This window comes from Spirillospora sp. NPDC047279 (assembly GCF_040643285.1).
GTDB lineage: Bacteria > Actinomycetota > Actinomycetes > Streptosporangiales > Streptosporangiaceae > Spirillospora.
In genome coordinates this window covers 1-18,956 of the sequence record NZ_JBEYUA010000040.1, presented here as the reverse complement: position 1 = coordinate 18,956, position 18,956 = coordinate 1, and the positions used below count along the sequence as shown (strand labels likewise).

Genomic DNA, 18,956 nt, shown 5'->3' with positions numbered 1-18,956 from the left:
CGACATGATGATGCTTCCCCCCGAAGAAGTGGACCATCGGCCCAGATCACTCACTTCCCAGCAAGATCACTTTCCACACTTGGAGAGATACCCCCACCCACCCGGTGACCGGTTCGAGTGAGCTGGTGGGGGCGTTTTGGTGACGTTCGGGGCTGGAATGTCGGTGGTGGGAGTGGGGTGCGGTTAAAGATCTTGGTAGGTGGGGGTAACGGCGGGGGTGGGGGTGGTGTGGGAGGGCGGGGGTGGACGGAAGGCCTGAGGCGATGGTGCCGCTCGGGGTGGGCGGGTCTGACACCTCGGAGCGAGAGGGCTTTGCATGCGTGGAGTGAGGGTGGGGGTACGGCGCCGGGTGGGTGGGCGTCGTGGCTTGATGCGGAGGGGGCCGCTGCGGGGCGGCCTGGCGGCCGGCTTGGTGGTGGCGGCGGTTTCGGGGCTTGTTGTGGCGGGGCAGGCTGTTCGGCCTTCCGAGGCGCAGGCGTTCGCTACGTACTACTGGTTCTCTTCGGGGCACGGGGAGCACGAGAAGATCACGCGGGCGGCGCTGGAGTGTTCGGAGGGGCGGTCTTCCGATGGGACGTGCTTCGAGCCGGACTCGATGGACGCGCTCGCGGGCTATCGCGGGTACCTCGGTGGGGTCGGGGCGCCCGACTCGTGGGCGAGCGGTGGTGAGCTGGACGATCCGACGGCGCACTGTGACAACGCCGACTACATCCGGCCGGAGGACAACGGTGGCAAGGAGTACGTGCGGAGCCGGGCGCAGGCGTCCGGGCGGCTCGTCGACTGCCTTCGGCATCTGCGCGGCAGGTTCCACGGTGCCGCCGAGCAGGCCGGGACGGTCTTCGACGACGAGGGGGACCTGTCGCATTGGGAGACCCGTTCGGTCTGTGCCGACTACGGGGCGCCCGGGGACAGGAGGCATGCCAAGTGCCGGTTCGTGGATCTGTTCGGGCGGGCGCTGCACGGGGTCCAGGACTTCTACTCGCACTCCAACTGGGTGGACTCGCACGACACGTCCAAGCCGACCGGGACGAGCAACCCGCCGGGCATTCATCAGAGCGCGGTGTTCCCGCTGATGAGCTTCCGGCCGCCGCTGTCGCAGCCGTCGGACGTTCCCGAACGGCTCAGCACCGGCTGCTATCCGTCGGACGAGTGCGTGGGACGGATCCGGCATGACGAGGACCTGAACAAGGACGTCGCGCAGATCGATCCGGTGACGGGTGCGGTCACCAGGGACGGGACGAGCGCTCGCGGGTCCATCTCCGACAACCAGGAACGCGCTGTTCTGTGGGCGATCCTGGACACCCGCAGGCAGTGGGCGACCATGCGTGCGGAGATCAGGGACCGGTATGGCAAGGAGAAGGGTGCCACGATCATCTGCGCTCTGACGCATGACACCCCGGTCGCCAACTGGCCGTGGACGACGGGCGACTGCGAGAAGTGAGCCCGGGGACGGGACGGGGCCGTCTCAGGGGTGGCGTTCGTGCCAGGCGGCTATCTGGGCTCGGGAGGTGAAGCCGAGCTTGGCCAGGATGTGCTCCAGGTGGGAGTCGGCGGTGCGCTTGGCGATGACGAGGCGGTCGGCGATCTCGCGGTTGGACAGGCCCTCGGCGACGAGGGCGGCCACCTGGAGTTCGCGGCGCGACAGCTGGGCGCCGGCCGGGGCCTCGGGACGCGGGGACGGGACGGCGGGTTCGCGGCGGGCTTCGGCGAGGGCTTCGGCGGGGGTCATCGCCGAGCCGCGGGCCTCGGCCGCAGAACGGTCGGCGGGGGCGAGCGGGGCGAAGGCGGCCTCGCGGGAGGTGTTGCGGAGGTCGGCGTACGACGGGCCGAGCATGGGGGAGCGGATCAGGGCCCAGTAACGGTCGGTCGCGGACATGAGGACGGCCGCGCGGAACGGGTCGCCCTGGGCGGTGAGGGCGGCGGCGTAGGTGTCGAGGGCGACGGCGGTGGCCAGGAGCTCGCCGGAGTCGGCCGAGGCGGGGATCGCCTCGTAGGCTCCGGCGGCGGCGCCCTCGATGTCGCCGCTGAGGAGGAGGGTGAGGCTCTGGCACATCTGGACGAACTGGCGGACCAGGCGGTCGCCGGTGCGGTCGCAGGTGTGCAGGCCCTCGTCGCAGGCCCGGAGGGTGCCGGGGATGTCGCCGTCGTAGAGGCGGATGGTGGCCAGGTGGGGGTGGGCGGCCAGGGAGTAGACCTCGCGGTAGCCGTTCCGTTCGAAGGCCTCGATCGCGGCTTCGAGGAGCGGACCGGCCTGCTCGTCGCCGGCGCAGTAGGCCAGGAGGCCCTCGGCCAGGAGGGACTGGGCGGTGAGGTCGGCGTCGCCGGCCCGGGCGACGAACGGGGCGGCCTCGTCGATGAACGTGCGCGCGAGGCCGGTCTCGGCGACGAGGCTGTGCATGATCGCGGAGACGAGGAGGCCGCGGCAGCGGATGGTGTCGGGGGTGTCGTAGGCCGCCAGGCCGCGGCGGAGCCAGTCGCGGCCCTCGCCGAAGGCGCCACGGAACACCCAGTAGTGCTGGAGGACGCGCGCCATGTCGAGGCCGGTGCCCTCCTCGCCGGGGGTGGAGAGGGAGTAGTCGAGCGCGACGCGCAGGTTGTGGTGCTCGCGGCGGAGCCGGTCGAGCCAGACGATCTGCTCGGTGCCGAGGCTGTGGTCGAAGGCGTCCCGGGCCAGGCTCAGGTAGTGGTCGCGGTGGCGGTGGCGCAGGGCGGCGTGGTCGCCCCGGGTGTCGAGCCTCTCGGCGCCGAACTCGCGGATCGTGTCGAGCATGGCGTAGCGGCCGGTCTCGCGCTCGTACTGGACGATGGACTTGTCGACCAGGCGGCCGAGCGTGTCGGCGAGCCAGTCGGCGGGCAGGTCGTCGTCGGTGCAGACCGCCTCGGCGGCCGGGATGTCGAAGCCGCCGGGGAAGACCGCGAGCCGGGCCCAGAGCAGGCGTTCTTCGGGGCCGCACAGGTCGTGGCTCCACTCGACCGTGGCGCGGAGCGTCTGCTGGCGGTCGTGGCGGCCGCGGGCGGCGCCGAGGAGGCGGAAACGGTCGTCCAGGCGTTCCATGATCTGGTCGAGCGACATCGTGCGCAGCCGGACGGCGGCCAGTTCGATCGCGAGCGGGATGCCGTCGAGCCGGTGGCAGAGGTGGCCCACCGTGCCGGTGTCGAGCGTCGCGGGGGTGAGGCCGGGGACGACGAGGCCGGCGCGGTCGACGAAGAGCGCCGAGGCGTCGCTGGTGGCGGCGCCGGGGGAGCCGGGCTCGGGCGCGGGGAGGGGCGGGATGCGCACGACGTGCTCGCCGAGGACGTCGAGCGGCTCGCGGGTGGTGGTGATGACGCGCAGGCCGGGCGCCGCACGGAGCAGCACCTCGGCCAGCTTGGCGCACTCGTCGGGCAGGTGCTCGCAGGTGTCGAGGATCAGCAGGAGGCGCCGGTCGGCCAGGTGCTCGGCCAGGAGCGACAGCGGGTCGCCGGCCGACAGGTCGGGCAGCCGCAGGGCGTCGGCGACGCGCCGGGAGAGCAGCGCGGGCTCGTGCAGGGCGGACAGCTCGGCGAGCCAGAGGCCGTCGTCGAACGCTCGGCACAGGTCGGCGGCGACGCGCAGCGCGAGGCGGGTCTTGCCGACGCCGCCGGGGCCGCACAGCGTGACCAGGCGTGAACGTTCGAGCGCGGCCCTGACCTCGAGGAGTTCGTGGCGCCTGCCGACGAACGTCGTGACCTCGGCCGGGAGGTTTCCCGGCCGCCGTTCCACCGCAAGACGTGTCACCGCAGCCCCGGCCGTCGCGTCAGGTCATCGTTCGCCTCCGTATCGTACGCCCGCGGTCACGTTCCGACGAGCGCCGAGACGACCGGGGTGAACGCGGCGAGCTCGTTCTCGTGGTGCAGGACGAAGTAGGTGAGGCCGAGTTCCTCGCGCCATCGCCGCAGGTCATCGCAGATTTTGGCGGTGTCGCCGGTCAGCACCTGCGGCGTGTCGGTCTGGGCCTCGGGCGCGGCGGCGCTCCAGCCGGCGTCGGAGTGGTCGCGGCCGACGCTGAGGATCGAGGTGCCGAGCTCGACCTCGCGGCCGCCCGCCTCGGCCCTGACGATCTCGATCTTGCGGCGGAACGCGTCGAGGCCGCCGTCGGAGGTGTCGGGGCCGGAGCCGTCGGCGCGCACGCGCATGGTGAGGTTGACGATGTCGGCCTCGCGGGCGGCCAGGCGCAGGACGCGCGGGCCGCCGCCGCCCAGCATGAGGCGGGGGCCGGGGCGCTGCAGCGGTGTCGGCTCCTGTTCCAGGCCGTCGAGCGTGTAGTGCTTCCCCTCGTACGAGAACGGGCCGCCGCGCCACAGGCCCTTCATGACGTCGATCGCCTCGGTGAGCCGGTCGACGCGCACGCCGGGCGGGTCGAGGGTCAGCCCGGCGCGGTGGTAGTCGTGCGCCATCCAGCCGGTGCCGAGCCCGAGTTCGAGGCGCCCGCCGGAGAGCACGTCGATGGTCGCTGCCTCCTTGGCGAGCACGGCGGGGTGCCGGAAGTCGTTCGCGAAGACCAGCGTGCCGACCTTGAGCCGGGACGTCGCGCAGGCCGCCGCCGTCATCGCCGCGACCGGCGCGAAGCGCGGGCCGACGAGGTGGTCGGGAACGAGCAGCGCGTCGAAGCCCGACTCCTCCAGGCGGCGGGCCTTCTCCGCCCATTCCCGTGCGGAGCCGGCCATCCGGATCACTGCGGCGAAACGGAACACCCTGCGACCTCCTGGCGGTGAGCGGCGATACCGGGCGCGGATGCCGGGCGCCGTCGTCAAGCGGTGATACCAAGCGCTTGCTCGACAAGATATGCGGCGCTACCGTCGCCAGGGAAGAGACAGCGAGGGGCGCTCATGGGTCTTTCCGTACTGCAGGCTCCGGTGCGCGAGGTGTCGGAGCGAGAGATCGCCGACTTCCGCGCCAACGGATGGGCGCGGCTGCCCGGACTGGTCGCGCCGGAGTTCGTCGACGGCCTGCGGGAGCGGGCGCTGGAGCGGCTGGCCGAACGCCGCGACCGGTTCCGCAACAGCTATGTCGACCAGGCGTTCGGTCAGGACCGCGACATCGCCCGCCACGACGAGGCGTACGCGGCGCTCGCGCTGTCGCCGCAGCTCGCCCGCAACGTCTGCAGGCTGCTGGTCGGCGTCGACGCCGTCCGCCTCCAGGTGACCAACCTGCTGATCAAGGAGCCCGCCAACGGCGACGGCCACGGCGCGACGGTGTTCCACCAGGACTTCCCGTGGATGCCGATGGACCGGTCGGCGATGCTGACCGTCTGGCTGGCCCTGGCGGACGTCCCCGCCGACATGGGCTCGCTGCGCTTCTACAACGGGTCGCACCACCACGGCTCGCTCGGGCGCAGCTTCGTCCGCGAGGACGACGACGCGCTCAGCCAGCATCCGTGGCTGGAGACGCTGGAGCTGTCCGACCCCATCGACCTGGCGGCGGGCGACGCCACGGTGCACAGCTCGCTGGTCGTCCACGGCGCCCCCGCCAACGAGCGAGCCGAGCCGAGGCTCTCGTTCACCGCGACCTACTTCGACGCGACGGCCCTCTACACGGGCGCGGCCTACGGGCAGACCGACGGCCTGGGCCTGGAGGTCAACAAGCCGTTCGACCACCCGATGTTCCCCGTGGTCCCGGTGGTCACATGAGCGGCGGAACGGACCGGAGCGGCGGGGCGGAGGCGTTCCGCGGGGTCGAGACGTTCGGCGGGGTGGTCCGGGACCCCGGCGCGACGCTGATGCACGAGCACATCTTCGGCCTCAGCCCGGAGATCCTGTGGAACTGGCCCGACATCCCCGAGGGCTGGGACCTGGAGCTGCGCGCCCAGGAGGCGGCGGGCAAGCTGAACGACCTCAAGGCCGCCGGCGTCGACACGGTCGTGGACCTCACGGTCATCGGGCTCGGCAGGTACGTGCCCGCCGTCCAGCGGGTCGCCGAGCTGACCGAGATCAACATCGTCGCGGCGACCGGGCTCTACACCTACGACGCGCTGCCGCCGTACTTCGGCAACCGCGGGCCCGGCTCCCTGTTCGGCGGGCCGGACCGCCTCGCCGACTTCTTCGTCCGCGACATCACCGACGGCATCGGCCGCACCGGCGTCAGGGCGGGCATGCTCAAGTGCGCCACCGGCCGCCAGGGCATCACTCCGGGCGTCGAACGGGTCATCCGCGCGGTCGCGCGGGCCCACCGCGAGACCGGGGTGCCGATCACCACGCACAGCGAATCGGCCACCCGCAACGGCCTCGACCAGCAGAAACTCCTCGCCGAAGAGGGCGTGGACCTGTCCCGGGTCGTCATCGGCCACGCGGGCGACTCCACCGACCTCGCCTACCTGGAAGAGCTGGTCGCGAACGGTTCGTACCTCGGCATGGACCGCTTCGGGATCGAGTTCACCTCGTTCGAGGACCGCGTCGCCACCGTCGTCGCGATGTGCGAGCGCGGGCACGCCGGCCGGATGGTCCTCTCGCACGACTCGTACTGCTTCAACGACCGTTTCGAGCCCGCGGTGGTCAAGGAACGCCATCCCAACTATCACCTGCTGCACATCTCCCGCGACGTGCTGCCCGCGCTGCGCGCCGCGGGCGTCACCGAGGAGCAGATCACGCAGATGCTGGTCGACAACCCCCGCACGATCCTCACCGGAGGCCGCCCGTGATCCCCGCGGACTTCGACGTCACCGCCGCCTGGCATGTCGCCGACCCGTACCCGTTCCTGCGCCACCTGCGGCACGACAAGCCGGTCTTCTGGAGCGAGCATCTCCAGATGTGGGTGCTGACCCGCCACGACGACGTGCGCGGCGCGTACCGCGACCACACCACGTTCTCCAGCGTCGGGTCGCTGACGATCTCCCGGACGCTGACCGAGGCCGTGAAGGAGACGCTCGGCGAGCACCGCTCGTTCCTGGACGACTTCGCCGCCAACGTCGACCCGCCCAAGCACACCCGCATGCGTCGCGCGATCTCCCGCGCCTTCACGCCGCGGGCCGTCTCGCGGCTCGGCGACGACTTCCGCGTCAAGGTCGACGCGGTCCTCGACGACGTGATCCCGCGCGGCGAGGCCGACTTCGTGGCGGACGTCGCGCACCTGCCGTCCGCCCGGCTCGCGGCCGTCTTCATCGGGGTGCCGCCGGAGGACGAGGAGCAGGTCAAGCACTGGGTCTACTCCTGGTTCCAGCTCTTCCTGTCGCCGCAGCCCGAGGAACGCCAGCACGAGCTGGCCCAGGACTTCCTCAAGTACCTCGACTACGTCGACCGGCTGGTCACCGAGCGCCGCGCCGACCCGCGCGACGACTTCGTGTCGATGATGGCCGAACTGATCGACACCGGCCCGGAGGGCCTGTCCCACCGCGAGGTCGTGGAGACCATCAGCGCGCTGCTGCTCGGCGGCAACGACACCGTGCCGAACGGGGTCTCCAACGCGATCTACCGGCTCATGCGCGAGCACGACGTCTGGGCGGAGATCGTCGCCGACCCCGCGCTGATCCCGGGGATGATCGAGGAGAGCTTCCGCATCGACGGCGCCAGCCTCGGCAGCTTCCGCACGACCACCGCGCCGGTGACGCTGCACGGGCAGACGATCCCCGAGGGCGCCCAGGTGCTGCTGCACGCCGACTCGGCCGGGCACGACGAGACCGTCTTCCCCGATCCCGAACGGTTCGACATCCGGCGGCCGAACGCCCGCGACCACCTGGTGTTCGGGTACGGCGTGCACCACTGCGTGGGGGCGGCGCTGAGCCGGCTCAAGATGGAGATCGCGTTCGAGCAGCTCACGTCCCGCATGCCCTCGTTGCGGCTGGCGCCGGGCGCGCGGCCCGAGTACCGCCGCAGCCTGGTCGGCCGCGGCCTGACCTCCCTGCCCGTCGAGTGGGACGAGCGGTGAGTCACGCGGTGAGTCGCGCGGTGAGGCGTGCGGTGAGGCGTGCGGTGAGTCGCGCGGTGAGCCCGCGCGTGGGCCGGCGGTGAGGCGCGCGTGAGGTACACCGGGCGCGTCGCCCTGATCACCGGCGCCGGGTCGGGCATCGGCCGTGCCTGCGCCGTGCGGCTGGCCGCCGAGGGCGCGAGCGTGGCGGTCGCCGACATCGACGCGGGAACCGCCGCGGAGACCGCCGAGCTGATCACCAAGGAGGGCGGCACCGCGCACCCGTTCGAGGCCGACGTGAGCGACGAGGCCGCCGTGCGGGCGATGATCGCCGCCGTGGTCGACGCGTACGGGCGGCTGGACGTCCTGCACAACAACGCCGCGGCGCTGTCGCGCGACGTCTACGGACGCGACCTCGGCGTGACCGAGATGGACGTGGACGTCTGGGACCGCACGATGGCGGTCAGCCTGCGCGGGTCGATGCTCTGCGTCAAGCACGCCGTCCCGCACATGGGCCCCGGCGGCGCGATCGTCAACACCTCGTCGGTGTCGGCGCTCGTCGGCGACACCGACCACGCCGCGTACGGGTCGGCCAAGGCCGCGCTCGTCTCGTTCACCCGCTACGTCGCCACCATGTACGGCGAGCGCGGCATCCGCTGCAACGCCGTCGCGCCCGGCCTGGTGCTCACCGCGGTCGCGCGGCGTTTCCTGGCGGCGTCACCCGAGCGCATGGCCGAGAAGGCGGCCGAACGTGTCCTCCCGGACGCCTGCGAACCCGAGGACATCGCCGCGCTGGTGGCCTTTCTCGGGTCGGCGGAGGCGCGCTGCATCACGGGCCAGACGATCGTGATCGACTCGGGCACCACCGCGCACCGGCCCGAGCACGCCCTGCGCAGCTGGGCTACTGCGGCGGGCCGTCACCGAGGGTGACCGGCGTGGTGCGGCGTTCGCCCGCCGCGTTCGTCCAGGTGATCCGCACGGTGTCGCCGGGGTGGTGGCGCAGCAGCATGTCGGTGAGCGAACCGGGCGAGTCGACCGGCTCGTCGTCCAGCGCCACGATCGTGGTCCTGGCGCGCAGCCCCGCCTGCTCGGCGGGCGTCCCCGGGATGAGATCGGCGATGTAGGCGCCGCCGGCCCGCCCGCCCGACGGGGTGGTGGGCTGGCGGACCTGCACGCCGAGCAGTGCGGTGCGGCCGATGTGCACGGTGTCGGACGCCTCGCCGCGCTGGATCTGCCGGACGATCTCGAGCGCCTTGGCGGACGGGATCGCGAACCCCCGCGAGGCGCCCTTCTTCTCGAGGTCGAAGCCCGCCGAGGCCGCGGTGTTCATGCCGATCACCTGACCGGAGGTGTTGAGCAGCGGTCCGCCCGAGTCGCCCGGCTTGATGGGCGCGTTGGTCTCGATGAGGCCGGTCAGCCGTTCGGAGCTGCCGTCGCTCTGGTCGGTGGCGGTGATCTGCCGGTCGAGCGCGGTGACCTTGCCCGTGACGACCGACGGGGTACCGCCCTTGCCGCCCGCGTTGCCGACCGCGGTCACCACGTCGCCGAGCCGCACCTCCCACTTCTCGGCGAACTTCGCGGTCTTGAGCCCGGACGCGCCGGACAGCCTGATCAGCGCGATGTCGCCGGACTTCTGGTACCCGAGCACCTGCGCCGGGTAGGTGCGGCGGTCGTCGGTGTCGGTGCCCTCGATCTCGGTGGCGCCCTGGATCACGTGGTTGTTGGTGAGCACCAGGCCGGACGGGTCGACCACGATGCCGGTGCCCGCCGCGCGGACGCCGCGCAGCCCCTGCTCGGTGAAGATGTTGACCACGCCGGGCCTGCGGCCGCTGGGCTTCTTCGACCGGGGTCGTTCGCTGGTGGGTGTGGCGACGACCGACTCCTCGGGCGCGGCCTGGGCACCCCCGTCGCCGTCGTCGGTGAGGAACGGGCGGCCGAGCAGGACGGCCACCACCGCGAGCAGGAGCGCCACCGCCAGGCACCCGCACCCCGCCCCCGACCCGCCCGAATCATGACGATCTTGAATATCGCTCACGAATCGCCTCCTCAGGCGTGCGATGCCCGGAAGGGCGGGTCGTACACCCGGCGAACGACCGGCGTGCTCGCGCGGCTCCGGGCGGCGCGGGGTCGGCGGGCATGGGGGTCGGCGGGCATGGGGTGGGCAGGCATGGAGGTCAGCGGGCGTCGGGGTCAGCGGGCATGGGGTCGGCGGGCATGGGGTCAGTGGCGTTCGAGCAGCTCGCGGAGGTAGCGGCCGATGGTCTCCTCGACCATCGGCCGGTCGTATCCGCCGAGCACCACGTCGAGGCGGGGGTTGTTGAGCTCCTCGCGCGTCACCGGAAGCCCGTCCAGCCGCGCCCGGCCGAGCGTGCCCCAGATGCGCGCGATCAGATCGTGGACCTGGGCCCGGTCGTACCCCCGGAACCGCACGGGGAACGAGTGCTCCCCCCGCACCTCACTGATCAGCGGAGCCTGATGGTCCGCGAACGCGTCCGCGGGCCGGTCGTACCCCGCGGGCCGGCCATAGGCCGCGGGCGCGGGGGAGCCGCCCGGCCGGACGTACGCCTCGGGCGGGTTGCGCACCGATGGCCGGTCGTACGCCGCCGGCCGGCCGTACGCCGCAGGGGAGTCGTACTCCAGAGGCGGCCCGTACACGGAGGGGCGTTCGGCCGCGGGGGGCTGGTCGTACGCCGGGGGCGGGGCGTACGCCGGGGGCGGGGCGTACGCGGCGGGTGAGGATCGGGGGCCGGGGGGTCGGGGCGTGGGGGGAGGCTCGTCTTCGGCGGGGCCGAAGATGATTCCCAGGCCCGGGTCGGGGTCGGGGACGTCGGCGGGCAGGTCGACGCCCTCGTGGGCGGCCAGCTCGCGGCGGTACGCGCGCATGGCGCCGTCGACCTCGAACTTGTCGTAGCCGCGCACGGCGATGTCGAACTCGATCCAGCCGAACTCCTTCAGGCTGATCGGCTGCCCGGTCAGCGGCCCGCGGCCGAGCGTGCCCTCGACCTGGGCGACGAGCTCGTCCACCTGCCGCCGGTGGTAACCGCGCATCACGACGGAGAACTCCGGCATCAAGGACACCTCCTGGCAGGCAAACTTACTCGGTGCCCTACTCTGGCGCCTCCGGCCGGAAACGGCCACGGAGTCCGGTCTGCCCGGCCGTCGCCGCGCCGCCCCGGCTCAGCCGCCGCTGAAGTAGCGCCGGGGGTTCTCGATCAGCATCTGGTCGATCTGCGCGTCCGTCACGTTCAGGGCGCGGAGGGACGGCAGGACGTCGTCGCTGATGTGCCGGTAGTTCCAGTTGGGCGCCATGCCGCGCAACATGTCGGGGTCGGGGCCGAACCAGTCCATGTAGCAGCTCGCGTCGTGGCTGAGCACCATGCGGTCGGTGTAGCCCGCCTCGCACAACCGCGCGATCGTGCTGACCCGGCTGGCGGTCGGGTTGAGCAGGTCGAGGCCGAACCGGTCCATGCCGAGGATCGCGCCGGTGTCGGCGAGCTCCTTGAGGTAGTCGAGGTCGTTGCTGTCGCCCGCGTGGCCGATGACGACCTTGGTCATGTCGACGCCCTCCTTGCCGAGGAGGTCGACGACGATCCGGCCGGCGTGGGACGTGCTCTCGGTGTGCACGGTGAGCGGCGCGCCGGTCTCCCGGTGGGTGGCGGCGACCGCGCGCAGGATGCGCTCGACGCCGGGGGTGAGGCCGGGCGCGTCGATCGCGCACTTGAGGAAGGCGGCCTTGACGCCGGTGCCGGCGATGCCCTCGGTGATGTCGCGGGTGAAGTCGGCGACCATCGGTTCCGGCCCGCCCAGCAGCGTGTTCGGGCCCCGGTAGTGGAACTGGAACGGAACGTCGTTGTAGGAGTAGATCCCCGTCGCCACGATGATGTTGAGGTCGGGCACCTGCTCGGCGATCCGGGCGATCCGCGGGATGTAGCGGCCGAGCCCCCAGACGGTCGGGTCGGCGATCGTGGTGATCCCGCGTTCGACGAGCTGGTGGAGCTTGGTGATCGCGTCGCCGACGCGTTCCTCCTCGTCCCACCAGGCGCCGGTGCCGTAGTTCTCGACGTGCTCGGTGGACAGGACGAAGACGTGCTCGTGCATGAGGGTCCGGCCCAGCGCGTCGACGTCGACGGGGCCTCGGGCGGTCTCCACTGCTGGCATGGGGTGGTCTCCTCGGCTGCATACCGACTGGTCGGTTTCTGGCAAGCTATGACCGAGCGGCCCACACGTCAATGGGAGGAGCACGGTGGCCAAGCGAACTCCCCGGTCGAGCTCGGTCGAGCGGCGCATCCTGGACGCGGCGGTCGGCCTGTTCGCCGAACGCGGCTTCGACGGCACGTCCGTCCAGGAGATCGTCACCTCCGCCGCCGTCACCAAGGGCGCCCTCTACCACTACTTCGACTCCAAGCACGATCTGCTCTACGAGATCTACCATTCCCTGATCGCCCGGCAACTCGCGGATCTCGACCGGGTGGTCGCGGCCGGGCTGCCGCCGCGCGACACGGTCCGCGCCATCCTCACCGAGCTGATCAACAGCACCGCCGAGCACATCGACGAGGCCAAGGTGTTCGCCCGCGAGTCGCACCGCCTCGACGACGAGCGCATGCACGTCCTGCGCGGCGACCGCCGCCGCTACCACGTCACGTTCCGGCGGATCGTGGCCGACGCGCAGCGGGACGGCGCCTTCTCCGCCGTGACCTCGCCGGACACCGTGACCATCGTGGCCCTCGGCATGGTCAATCAGATGCCCGGCTGGTACCGCGCCGACGGCCCCAAGACCGCCCCCGAGCTCGCCGCCGAGGTCACCGCCTTCGTCCTCGCCGCCCTGGAGCCCCGCTGACGGCGCTGAGGACGAGGTAGAGGGCGATCCACTGGTCAGGGTGGACGTAGGCGACGACGGCGGCGCGGTCGATGTTCGCGGCGCGGAATCCGGCGTCCACCAGGGCGCGCGGGTAGGCGGTGCGCAACGAGGCGTGCAGGCTGCCGCCCTTGCCGGAGAAGCCCAGCTCGACGCAGCGCCTGAAGCCGGTGAGAGACGCCGCGGGGAGCAGGGGTTCGGCGCGGCGGTCCAGGTGCAGGACCGCCGAGTCGACCCTCGGTACGGGCCGGAAGCGGCTGCGGTGGATCCGGCCGCCGAGGTGCCAGCCGAACGCGGGCCACGTCTCGACCGTGAGGCGGCTCCAGCGCCCGTAGTCGCCGGTGCGCTTGCGCGCGTACTCCAGCTGGGTGATCAGTGTCGCGGACGTCAGGAGCGGGGCGCGCAGGCACCAGCCGACGATCCCGGAGGTCACCGAGTAGGGGATGTTGCCCGCCACCCGGAACGCCCGTTCCGGCGGGCGCGTCCGCAGGAAGTCGCCCTGGTGGCAGTGCACGTTCGTGAGGTCGCGCGCCCGCAGGCGGCCGGCCAGGCGGGGGTCGATCTCGTGGGCGTGGATCGTCGCGCCGCCCGCCGCGAGCGCGGCGGTGAGGCGTCCGTCGCCCGCGCCGACCTCGACGACGAGGTCGCCGGGCCCGCCGCCGACCGACCGCGCGTACCGGCGGATCGTCGTGGCGTCGACGAGGAAGTTCTGGGAGAGGAGATGGCGCGAAGGGGAATGGGGCATGGCCGCGTGTCCAAGGGGATCGGGAACCGATGGGATCTCGGAGCCCTGGACATGCGGGAACGCGGCGCGCACACAGGCGCCGCCGTCAGCGAAGAGAGATCAGGCGCGGTCCGGCACGTCCAAGGCGGGACGGCCGCGCAGCCGGCTGGAAACGGCCCACACGGTCGCCCGGACCGCGGTGCCACTCATACCCATGCGCGTGAGGCTAGGGGTGCTGATGATCGTCCGGCAAACGGTTTTCCGGAGTGCCGGGGCCCGGCACTCCGGTGACGTCCTTTCGCTACTTGAGGGCGTAGGCGCGGAAGACGGTCTGCACGACCTTGTCGCCGGCCGCGTCGACGGCGGTGGCGCGCAGGGTCACGAAGGCCGCGCCGGCGGGCGGGGCGACGGTGACCGTGCCGGCGCCCGGTTTCCCGGCGAACGGGACGGACCGCCAGGTCGCGCCGTCGTCGAACGAGGCCTCCACCTTGAGCGACCTCGGCGCCGAGCCGGGCGATCCCGGGGCGCGCTCCACCCAGACCGGGATGACCGTCGGCCTGGCCTTCGGCGCCTGGTTGAGGTCGTCCAGCCCGGCGGGGAGGAGGCGGACGGCGGTCAGGGGGAGCGTCTCGGGGTCGGCTGCTCCCGGCCGGGCCGAACGGAACGTCCAGAGCGCCTCGATCTTGGGCGAGACGGTGGCCCGGCGTTCGAACGACTTGAAGAGCGTGTACGTGGCGGCGTCGGGCGGAACGGCCGCCCGCAGCCACGGGGTGCCGGTCAGCGGGGTGAACTCGGTCTCGGCGAGGACCGTGCCGCCCTGGCTCAGCCGCATGCGCCCCGAGGTCATGAGGTCGCGTCCCCGGTCGTCGAGGGCGGCGGTCCAGGGGTTGCCCTCCTCGACCCTCAGCGTGTCGCCGTCGCGTTCGTCGTAGCTCGCCGCCGGCGCGATCACCGAGGCGTTCCAGACGTCGGCCGTGCGGCCGGCCCGGTACCGGCGGGGCGAGCGTTCGAGGTCGACGGTCCGCGTCCGCCACTGGTCGGGGTCGACGTAGGTCGACAGCTGCGCGCCCCAGCGCAGCGGGTCGTCCGGGCGCAGGTGCAGGGTGAACCTGGCGGGAAGGAGACGGTCGACCGTCTGCCGCGTGCCGCCGTAGAACTCGCCGTCCGCCGGGTGCGCGGACCAGCCGATCTGCCCGTGGCGCGCGTCGCCGCCGTGGAAGCGCACGGTGGTGTCGATCCGCGCCATCCCCGAGTCGCGGGTGTGCAGGCCAGGATCGGCCGGGACCCTGCCGTTCACGTAGCGGAAGTCGCGGTAGACGTACGGGCTGGGCTGGTCGAGCGTGGCGCCGCGCCGCTGCCACATGGTCGTCACGGTGTAGTTGAGGCCCGGCTCGTCCGACGGCGTCACCGAGATCCGGTGGGTCGCGTCGCCGCCCAGGAAGTAGGCGACCCAGAACGTGTCGGTGGCGTAGACGACCTGGGCGTCGACGGCGCTCAGCTCCGCGTCCGGCCGGTCGTGGGTGAGGTCGACCGGGGTGGTCCGGCGGGCGTCGAGCGTGATCTCGCGGGCGCCCGCGGCGAGCACGGCCTTCTGGACGACGACCGACCGCCATTCGTCGCCGGTGCCGATGTGCGAGGTGATCAGGTACGTGCCGGGCGGCACCCGGGCCTTGGCGGGTTCCTGGAGCCACCCTTCGGCGTCGTAGCTCTGGCCGGTGTCCAGGTTGCGCAGGGTGGCCTGGGGGAAGGCCACCTGCTCGCCGTTCCGGTCGAGGACGGGCAGGGTGACCGAGGCCGTGGGCGGCTCCAGGTGACCGCCCAGCGGAGTGCGCACCACGTCCGTGCCGTCGGCGCCCTTCGCGAGGAGGTGGCCGGTGTAGAGCCCCGCCTCGATGCCGGCGACCCCGCGGAAGGTGAGGGTGACGGTGGCCTCGCCGCCCGCCGGCACGGTGACGCGGTCCCGGTCGAGGTCGACGGCCCCGGCCGGGAGCGCCTCACCCTGCTGCCCGGTCATGGCGGCCGACAGGGTCAGCTCCGCCGGCTCGCCGCCGGAGTTGGTGTAGGTGATCTTCCTGGCCAGCTCCGAGGCGTCGCCCGAGTCGGGCCAGGGCAGCGCCACGTTGACGCTCCCGGGAACGGCGCCGACCCGCTGGGGCGCGGTGGCCTTGGCGACGTCCACCCGTCCCGCGCCCTGGGTGTAGACGCCCACGCCGGGGAGGGGCTTGGCGGCGTTCAGCAGCGTGGCCTTGATGCGCTCACCGCTCCAGCCGGGGTTCTGCTGGGCCAGGATCGCCGCCGCGCCCGCCACGTGCGGCGTCGCCATCGAGGTCCCCGACGCGCGGGTGTGGTGGTCGTCGACGGGCGTTCCGGCCGAGGTGCCGGCGGCGCGGGCGGCCGTGATGTCGATGCCCGGGGCGAGCAGGTCGGGCTTGATCGCGTACGTGCCGGGCACCGGTCCCTGCGCGGTCACGGCCTGCCGGTCGGAACGGTCGACGCTGCTGACGGCCAGCGACCCTTCGGCGGCGGCCGGGAGCGCGACCAGCCCCGGCGCCGGCCAGGGGAAGTTGCCCGCCGCCGTGACGAACAGCGTGCCGGTCTCCCGCGACAGGTCGTTGACCGCGGCCTCCATCGGGTCCACGGCCGCGGTGTCGCAGAAGCAGCCCAGGCTCATGTTGACGACCTTGGCCTTGGCCTCCCGCGCCGCCCAGGTCATCCCGGCGATGATCCAGGACTCCAGCCCCTCGCCGTCGTCGCCCAGCACCTTGCCGCTGACGAGCTCGGCGTCGGGGGCGACGCCGCGGTAACGCCCGCCCGAAGCGGTGCCGGAACCCGCCAGGATGGACGCCACGTGGGTGCCGTGCCCGACACGATCCTCCACCGTGCCGGACGTGGTGAAGTCGCGCCGCTCGCGCACCGCCGCGCTCAGATCCGGGTGGCCCGAGTCCACGCCGGTGTCGAGCACGGCGACCTTGACGCCCTTGCCGGTGAAGCCGCGTTCCCACGCCGCGGGCGCGCCGATCTGCGGGACGCTGACGTCCAGGCTCGCCTTCACCTTCGCGTCCAGCCAGAGCCTGGCGGACGGGTCCGCGCGGAACGTGCGCCACAGGCCGGGCAGCTCGCCCTTGGCGGCGTCGACCGTGCTGAGCCGCGAGCCGGCGATCCGCCTGGACGTGCCCGCCCGCAGGGTGGGCGTGCCCTCGGTGATGAGCGGCAGCCGGTCGCGGCGCCCGTCGCCGTACCCGGAGTTCAGGAGCTGGGTCACGTCGAACAGCCGGGCGTCCAGCCGCCCCCGCGCGATCAGCGGCCGGGCGTCCGCCGGCGTCACGATGATCCGGCCGTCCTTGATCTCGCTGGTGAACGCGGCGTGCGCCCGCCCGCGCGCCCTGTCGATCGTCACCAGCGGGCGCGCGTTCGCGCGCTCCACGACCGTGACCCGGTCGCCGGTGACGAGCGTGACGGTCCGCGGCTCGCCCGCCGCGACCGGAGCTTCGGGGGGTGCGGCGGGCGCGGCCTGAGCAGGTGGCCCCGCGGCGAGGGAGGCGGCCACGACCAGCAGCGCGGCGACGGAACGGCGGCGGGGTGTTCGGGTCACGACGACCACTCCTGACGCGGGGAGCTGACCGGGCCTCAACCGTGCCAGCACATGCTGGCACAGTTGTCAGGTCCCGGCAATACCGCCCGCCCCCGGCGGGGTGTCCACGTCAGGACGGCCGTCTAGGCGTGATCTGAATCCGGCTCGTCGGCGCCGTCCGGGGTCGCCTCGGTGCTGGTGTAGAGGATCTCGCGGGCCTGCTCGGCGGCGCGGGTGAGCCCCTCGCTGACGAAGTCGAGGAAGCGGGCGATGTTCTCCAGGCGGGTGGCGGCCGGCGTGCCGGCGCCGAGGATGCCGACGCCGTCCCGGGCCGCCTCGATGAGCCGGTTGTTGTCCCGCGCGCTGCGGATCATCGACTGGTACCAGAGGTCGTCGTCGACGACGTACCGTTCGCGGCGCCCCTCGTCGCGTTCCCGGCGGATGAGCTCCAGGCTCTCGAGGGACGTGATCGCCTTGGAGATGGACGCCGGGCTGACCTGGAGGCGCTGCGCGAGCTCGGACGCGGTGAGCCTGCCGGAGTCGGTGGTGTAGAGGCAGCCCAGCACCCGGGCCATCATCTTGGGCAGGCCCGAGGTCATGAAGACGGTCGTGAGGGTCTCCTGGTAGTCGCGCACCGCCTCGGCGTCGCGGCCATGGGGTTGCGGGGGCGCCTCCGCGCCACGCACCGAGGCCTGCCGGCCTCGGTGCGTGCGCCGTTCGGTGGCGCGGTGGGCCAGGTCGGCGCGGTAGCCGGCGGGGCCGCCGTTGCGCATCACCTCACGCGTGACCGTCGAGGTCGGGCGATCGAGGCGGCGGGCGATCTCGGCGTAGGCCAGGCCGTCGGCCAGCCCTGCCGCGATCTGCTGCCGTTCCTGCTGGGTGAGCCTGCCTCCCGGCATCACGACCCCCTTCATGGCCCACGGGCGGCCCCGCGGCGCTGCTCGGCGTTCCCTGACGCCCCCAACATAGCGTTAACCCTCAGTGTATTGCAACGAACGATGGTCGAGTCGTTGCGTTAAACGAGAGGCTGTTGCAATGATTATTCGGTTTTGAACTGCATAGATGTACTTCTTAAGCAAAGATCTTGTTGCAGGAATCTGGAAAGCAACGTAGCTTTTCGTTTGTCAGAAACCGCGAAGACGCCAACGCAACGGAGAGCATCATGAACACGTACGACACCCCCGCCCCGATCACCGCCGTCGTCGACATCCCGGCCGGCCGGGTCCAGGTCATCGCCGCCGACCGGGCCGACACCGCGGTCGAGGTCCTGCCCGCCGACGCCTCCAAGGGTCGCGACGTGAAGGCCGCCGAGCAGGTCACGGTGGACTACGCCGACGGCGTCCTGCGCATCCAGTACTCGGCCAAGAACCAGCTCCTCGGCGCCTCCGGAGCCGTCGAAGTGACCGTGCAGCTGCCCACCGGCTCCCAGGTGGAGGCCAAGGCCGCCAGCGCCGAGTTCCGCGCCGTCGGCAAGCTCGGTGCGGTCGCCTTCGAGGGCGCGTACGACCAGATCAAGATCGACGAGGTGGCGGGCCTCCGCCTCACCGCGTTCGACGGCGACGTCGAGGTCGGCCGCCTCAACGGTTCCGCGGAGATCAGCACCCAGCGGGGCGACATCCGGGTCGCCGAGGCCGTCAGCGGCACGGTCGTCCTGAGCGCCCAGTCCGGTGACATCTCGGTCGGCGTCGCCGCGGGTGTCTCGGCCGCCCTGGACGCCGGCACGAGCTACGGCCGCGTCAGCAACAGCCTCAAGAACGACGGCGCCATCGACCTGAACATCCAGGCCACCACCGGCCAGGGCGACATCACCGCCCGCAGCCTCTGACCGCCGGCCCCCGAACCAGAACCCCCTGAGGAGCAGCATCATGACGAACCTGGCGATCGCGGTGGAAGGGCTGCGTAAGTCCTACCGTGACAAGAGTGGTGAGAAGGTCGTGCTGGACGGTAT

General features: G+C 72.4%; 15 protein-coding genes. 7 read left to right on the top strand and 8 right to left on the bottom strand.

All coding sequences use genetic code 11. The features are described from left to right. Positions 1-595: 595 nt before the first annotated feature. Positions 596-1,441 carry a hypothetical protein gene (locus ABZ810_RS47390; protein WP_358415366.1) on the top strand — a complete coding sequence of 282 codons (846 nt, stop codon included), beginning with the start codon at positions 596-598 and terminating at the stop codon, positions 1,439-1,441. Between the two features lie 24 nt (positions 1,442-1,465). On the opposite strand, the gene ABZ810_RS47385 is transcribed toward ABZ810_RS47390, so the two are convergent. Together ABZ810_RS47385 and ABZ810_RS47380 are read right to left on the bottom strand one after the other, a co-directional pair. After that, complete coding sequence (locus ABZ810_RS47385; protein WP_358415363.1) at positions 1,466-3,757, bottom strand: LuxR C-terminal-related transcriptional regulator; 2,292 nt, start codon at positions 3,755-3,757, stop codon at positions 1,466-1,468. A gap of 56 nt (positions 3,758-3,813) precedes the next feature. After that, complete coding sequence (locus ABZ810_RS47380) at positions 3,814-4,713, bottom strand: TIGR03621 family F420-dependent LLM class oxidoreductase (RefSeq protein WP_358415360.1); 900 nt, start codon at positions 4,711-4,713, stop codon at positions 3,814-3,816. 135 nt (positions 4,714-4,848) lie between these two features. Here ABZ810_RS47380 and ABZ810_RS47375 point away from each other — a divergent pair, with 135 nt between their 5' ends. The 4 genes from ABZ810_RS47375 to ABZ810_RS47360 all read left to right on the top strand — a co-directional run bounded on the left by ABZ810_RS47375 (position 4,849) and on the right by ABZ810_RS47360 (position 8,788). Continuing rightward, entirely contained in the window at positions 4,849-5,649 is an 801-nt protein-coding gene (locus tag ABZ810_RS47375; RefSeq protein WP_358415357.1) for a phytanoyl-CoA dioxygenase family protein, read from the top strand. After that, positions 5,646-6,656 carry a phosphotriesterase-related protein gene (locus tag ABZ810_RS47370; RefSeq protein ID WP_358415355.1) on the top strand — a complete coding sequence of 337 codons (1,011 nt, stop codon included), beginning with the start codon at positions 5,646-5,648 and terminating at the stop codon, positions 6,654-6,656. Before ABZ810_RS47375 ends, ABZ810_RS47370 begins: the two co-directional genes overlap by 4 nt. Then, the gene (locus ABZ810_RS47365) at positions 6,653-7,879 is read left to right on the top strand and encodes a cytochrome P450 (RefSeq protein ID WP_358415353.1); all 1,227 of its coding nucleotides are present in this window, start codon (positions 6,653-6,655) and stop codon (positions 7,877-7,879) included. Before ABZ810_RS47370 ends, ABZ810_RS47365 begins: the two co-directional genes overlap by 4 nt. Before the next feature lie 90 nt (positions 7,880-7,969). Further along, complete coding sequence (locus ABZ810_RS47360; RefSeq protein ID WP_358415350.1) at positions 7,970-8,788, top strand: SDR family oxidoreductase; 819 nt, start codon at positions 7,970-7,972, stop codon at positions 8,786-8,788. Here ABZ810_RS47360 and ABZ810_RS47355 read toward each other — a convergent pair. From ABZ810_RS47355 to ABZ810_RS47345, 3 genes are all read right to left on the bottom strand, one after another. Continuing rightward, positions 8,760-9,893 carry a trypsin-like peptidase domain-containing protein gene (locus ABZ810_RS47355; protein ID WP_358415347.1) on the bottom strand — a complete coding sequence of 378 codons (1,134 nt, stop codon included), beginning with the start codon at positions 9,891-9,893 and terminating at the stop codon, positions 8,760-8,762. The genes ABZ810_RS47360 and ABZ810_RS47355 overlap by 29 nt on opposite strands. A 185-nt stretch (positions 9,894-10,078) precedes the next feature. Beyond that, positions 10,079-10,927, bottom strand: coding sequence for a DivIVA domain-containing protein (locus tag ABZ810_RS47350; protein WP_358415344.1), 849 nt, complete (start codon positions 10,925-10,927; stop codon positions 10,079-10,081). Between the two features lie 108 nt (positions 10,928-11,035). Then, complete coding sequence (locus tag ABZ810_RS47345) at positions 11,036-12,016, bottom strand: phosphotriesterase-related protein (RefSeq protein ID WP_358415341.1); 981 nt, start codon at positions 12,014-12,016, stop codon at positions 11,036-11,038. An 85-nt stretch (positions 12,017-12,101) separates the two neighbouring features. Between ABZ810_RS47345 and ABZ810_RS47340 the strand changes: the two genes are divergently transcribed. Continuing rightward, positions 12,102-12,695 (top strand): TetR/AcrR family transcriptional regulator, encoded by a 594-nt coding sequence (locus tag ABZ810_RS47340; RefSeq protein ID WP_358415339.1) that lies wholly within the window; start codon positions 12,102-12,104, stop codon positions 12,693-12,695. Here ABZ810_RS47340 and erm read toward each other — a convergent pair. From erm to ABZ810_RS47325, 3 genes are all read right to left on the bottom strand, one after another. After that, positions 12,658-13,458 (bottom strand): ErmE/ErmH/ErmO/ErmR family 23S rRNA (adenine(2058)-N(6))-methyltransferase, encoded by an 801-nt coding sequence (gene erm / locus ABZ810_RS47335; protein WP_358415336.1) that lies wholly within the window; start codon positions 13,456-13,458, stop codon positions 12,658-12,660. The two genes, ABZ810_RS47340 and erm, sit on opposite strands and share 38 nt — an antisense overlap. Before the next feature lie 280 nt (positions 13,459-13,738). After that, positions 13,739-17,029, bottom strand: coding sequence for a S8 family serine peptidase (locus ABZ810_RS47330; protein ID WP_358415333.1), 3,291 nt, complete (start codon positions 17,027-17,029; stop codon positions 13,739-13,741). A 122-nt stretch (positions 17,030-17,151) separates the two neighbouring features. Further along, positions 17,152-17,907, bottom strand: coding sequence for a helix-turn-helix domain-containing protein (locus tag ABZ810_RS47325; RefSeq protein ID WP_358415330.1), 756 nt, complete (start codon positions 17,905-17,907; stop codon positions 17,152-17,154). A 263-nt stretch (positions 17,908-18,170) separates the two neighbouring features. Between ABZ810_RS47325 and ABZ810_RS47320 the strand changes: the two genes are divergently transcribed. Next, positions 18,171-18,833, top strand: coding sequence for a DUF4097 family beta strand repeat-containing protein (locus tag ABZ810_RS47320; RefSeq protein WP_358415327.1), 663 nt, complete (start codon positions 18,171-18,173; stop codon positions 18,831-18,833). Positions 18,834-18,956 lie beyond the last annotated feature (123 nt).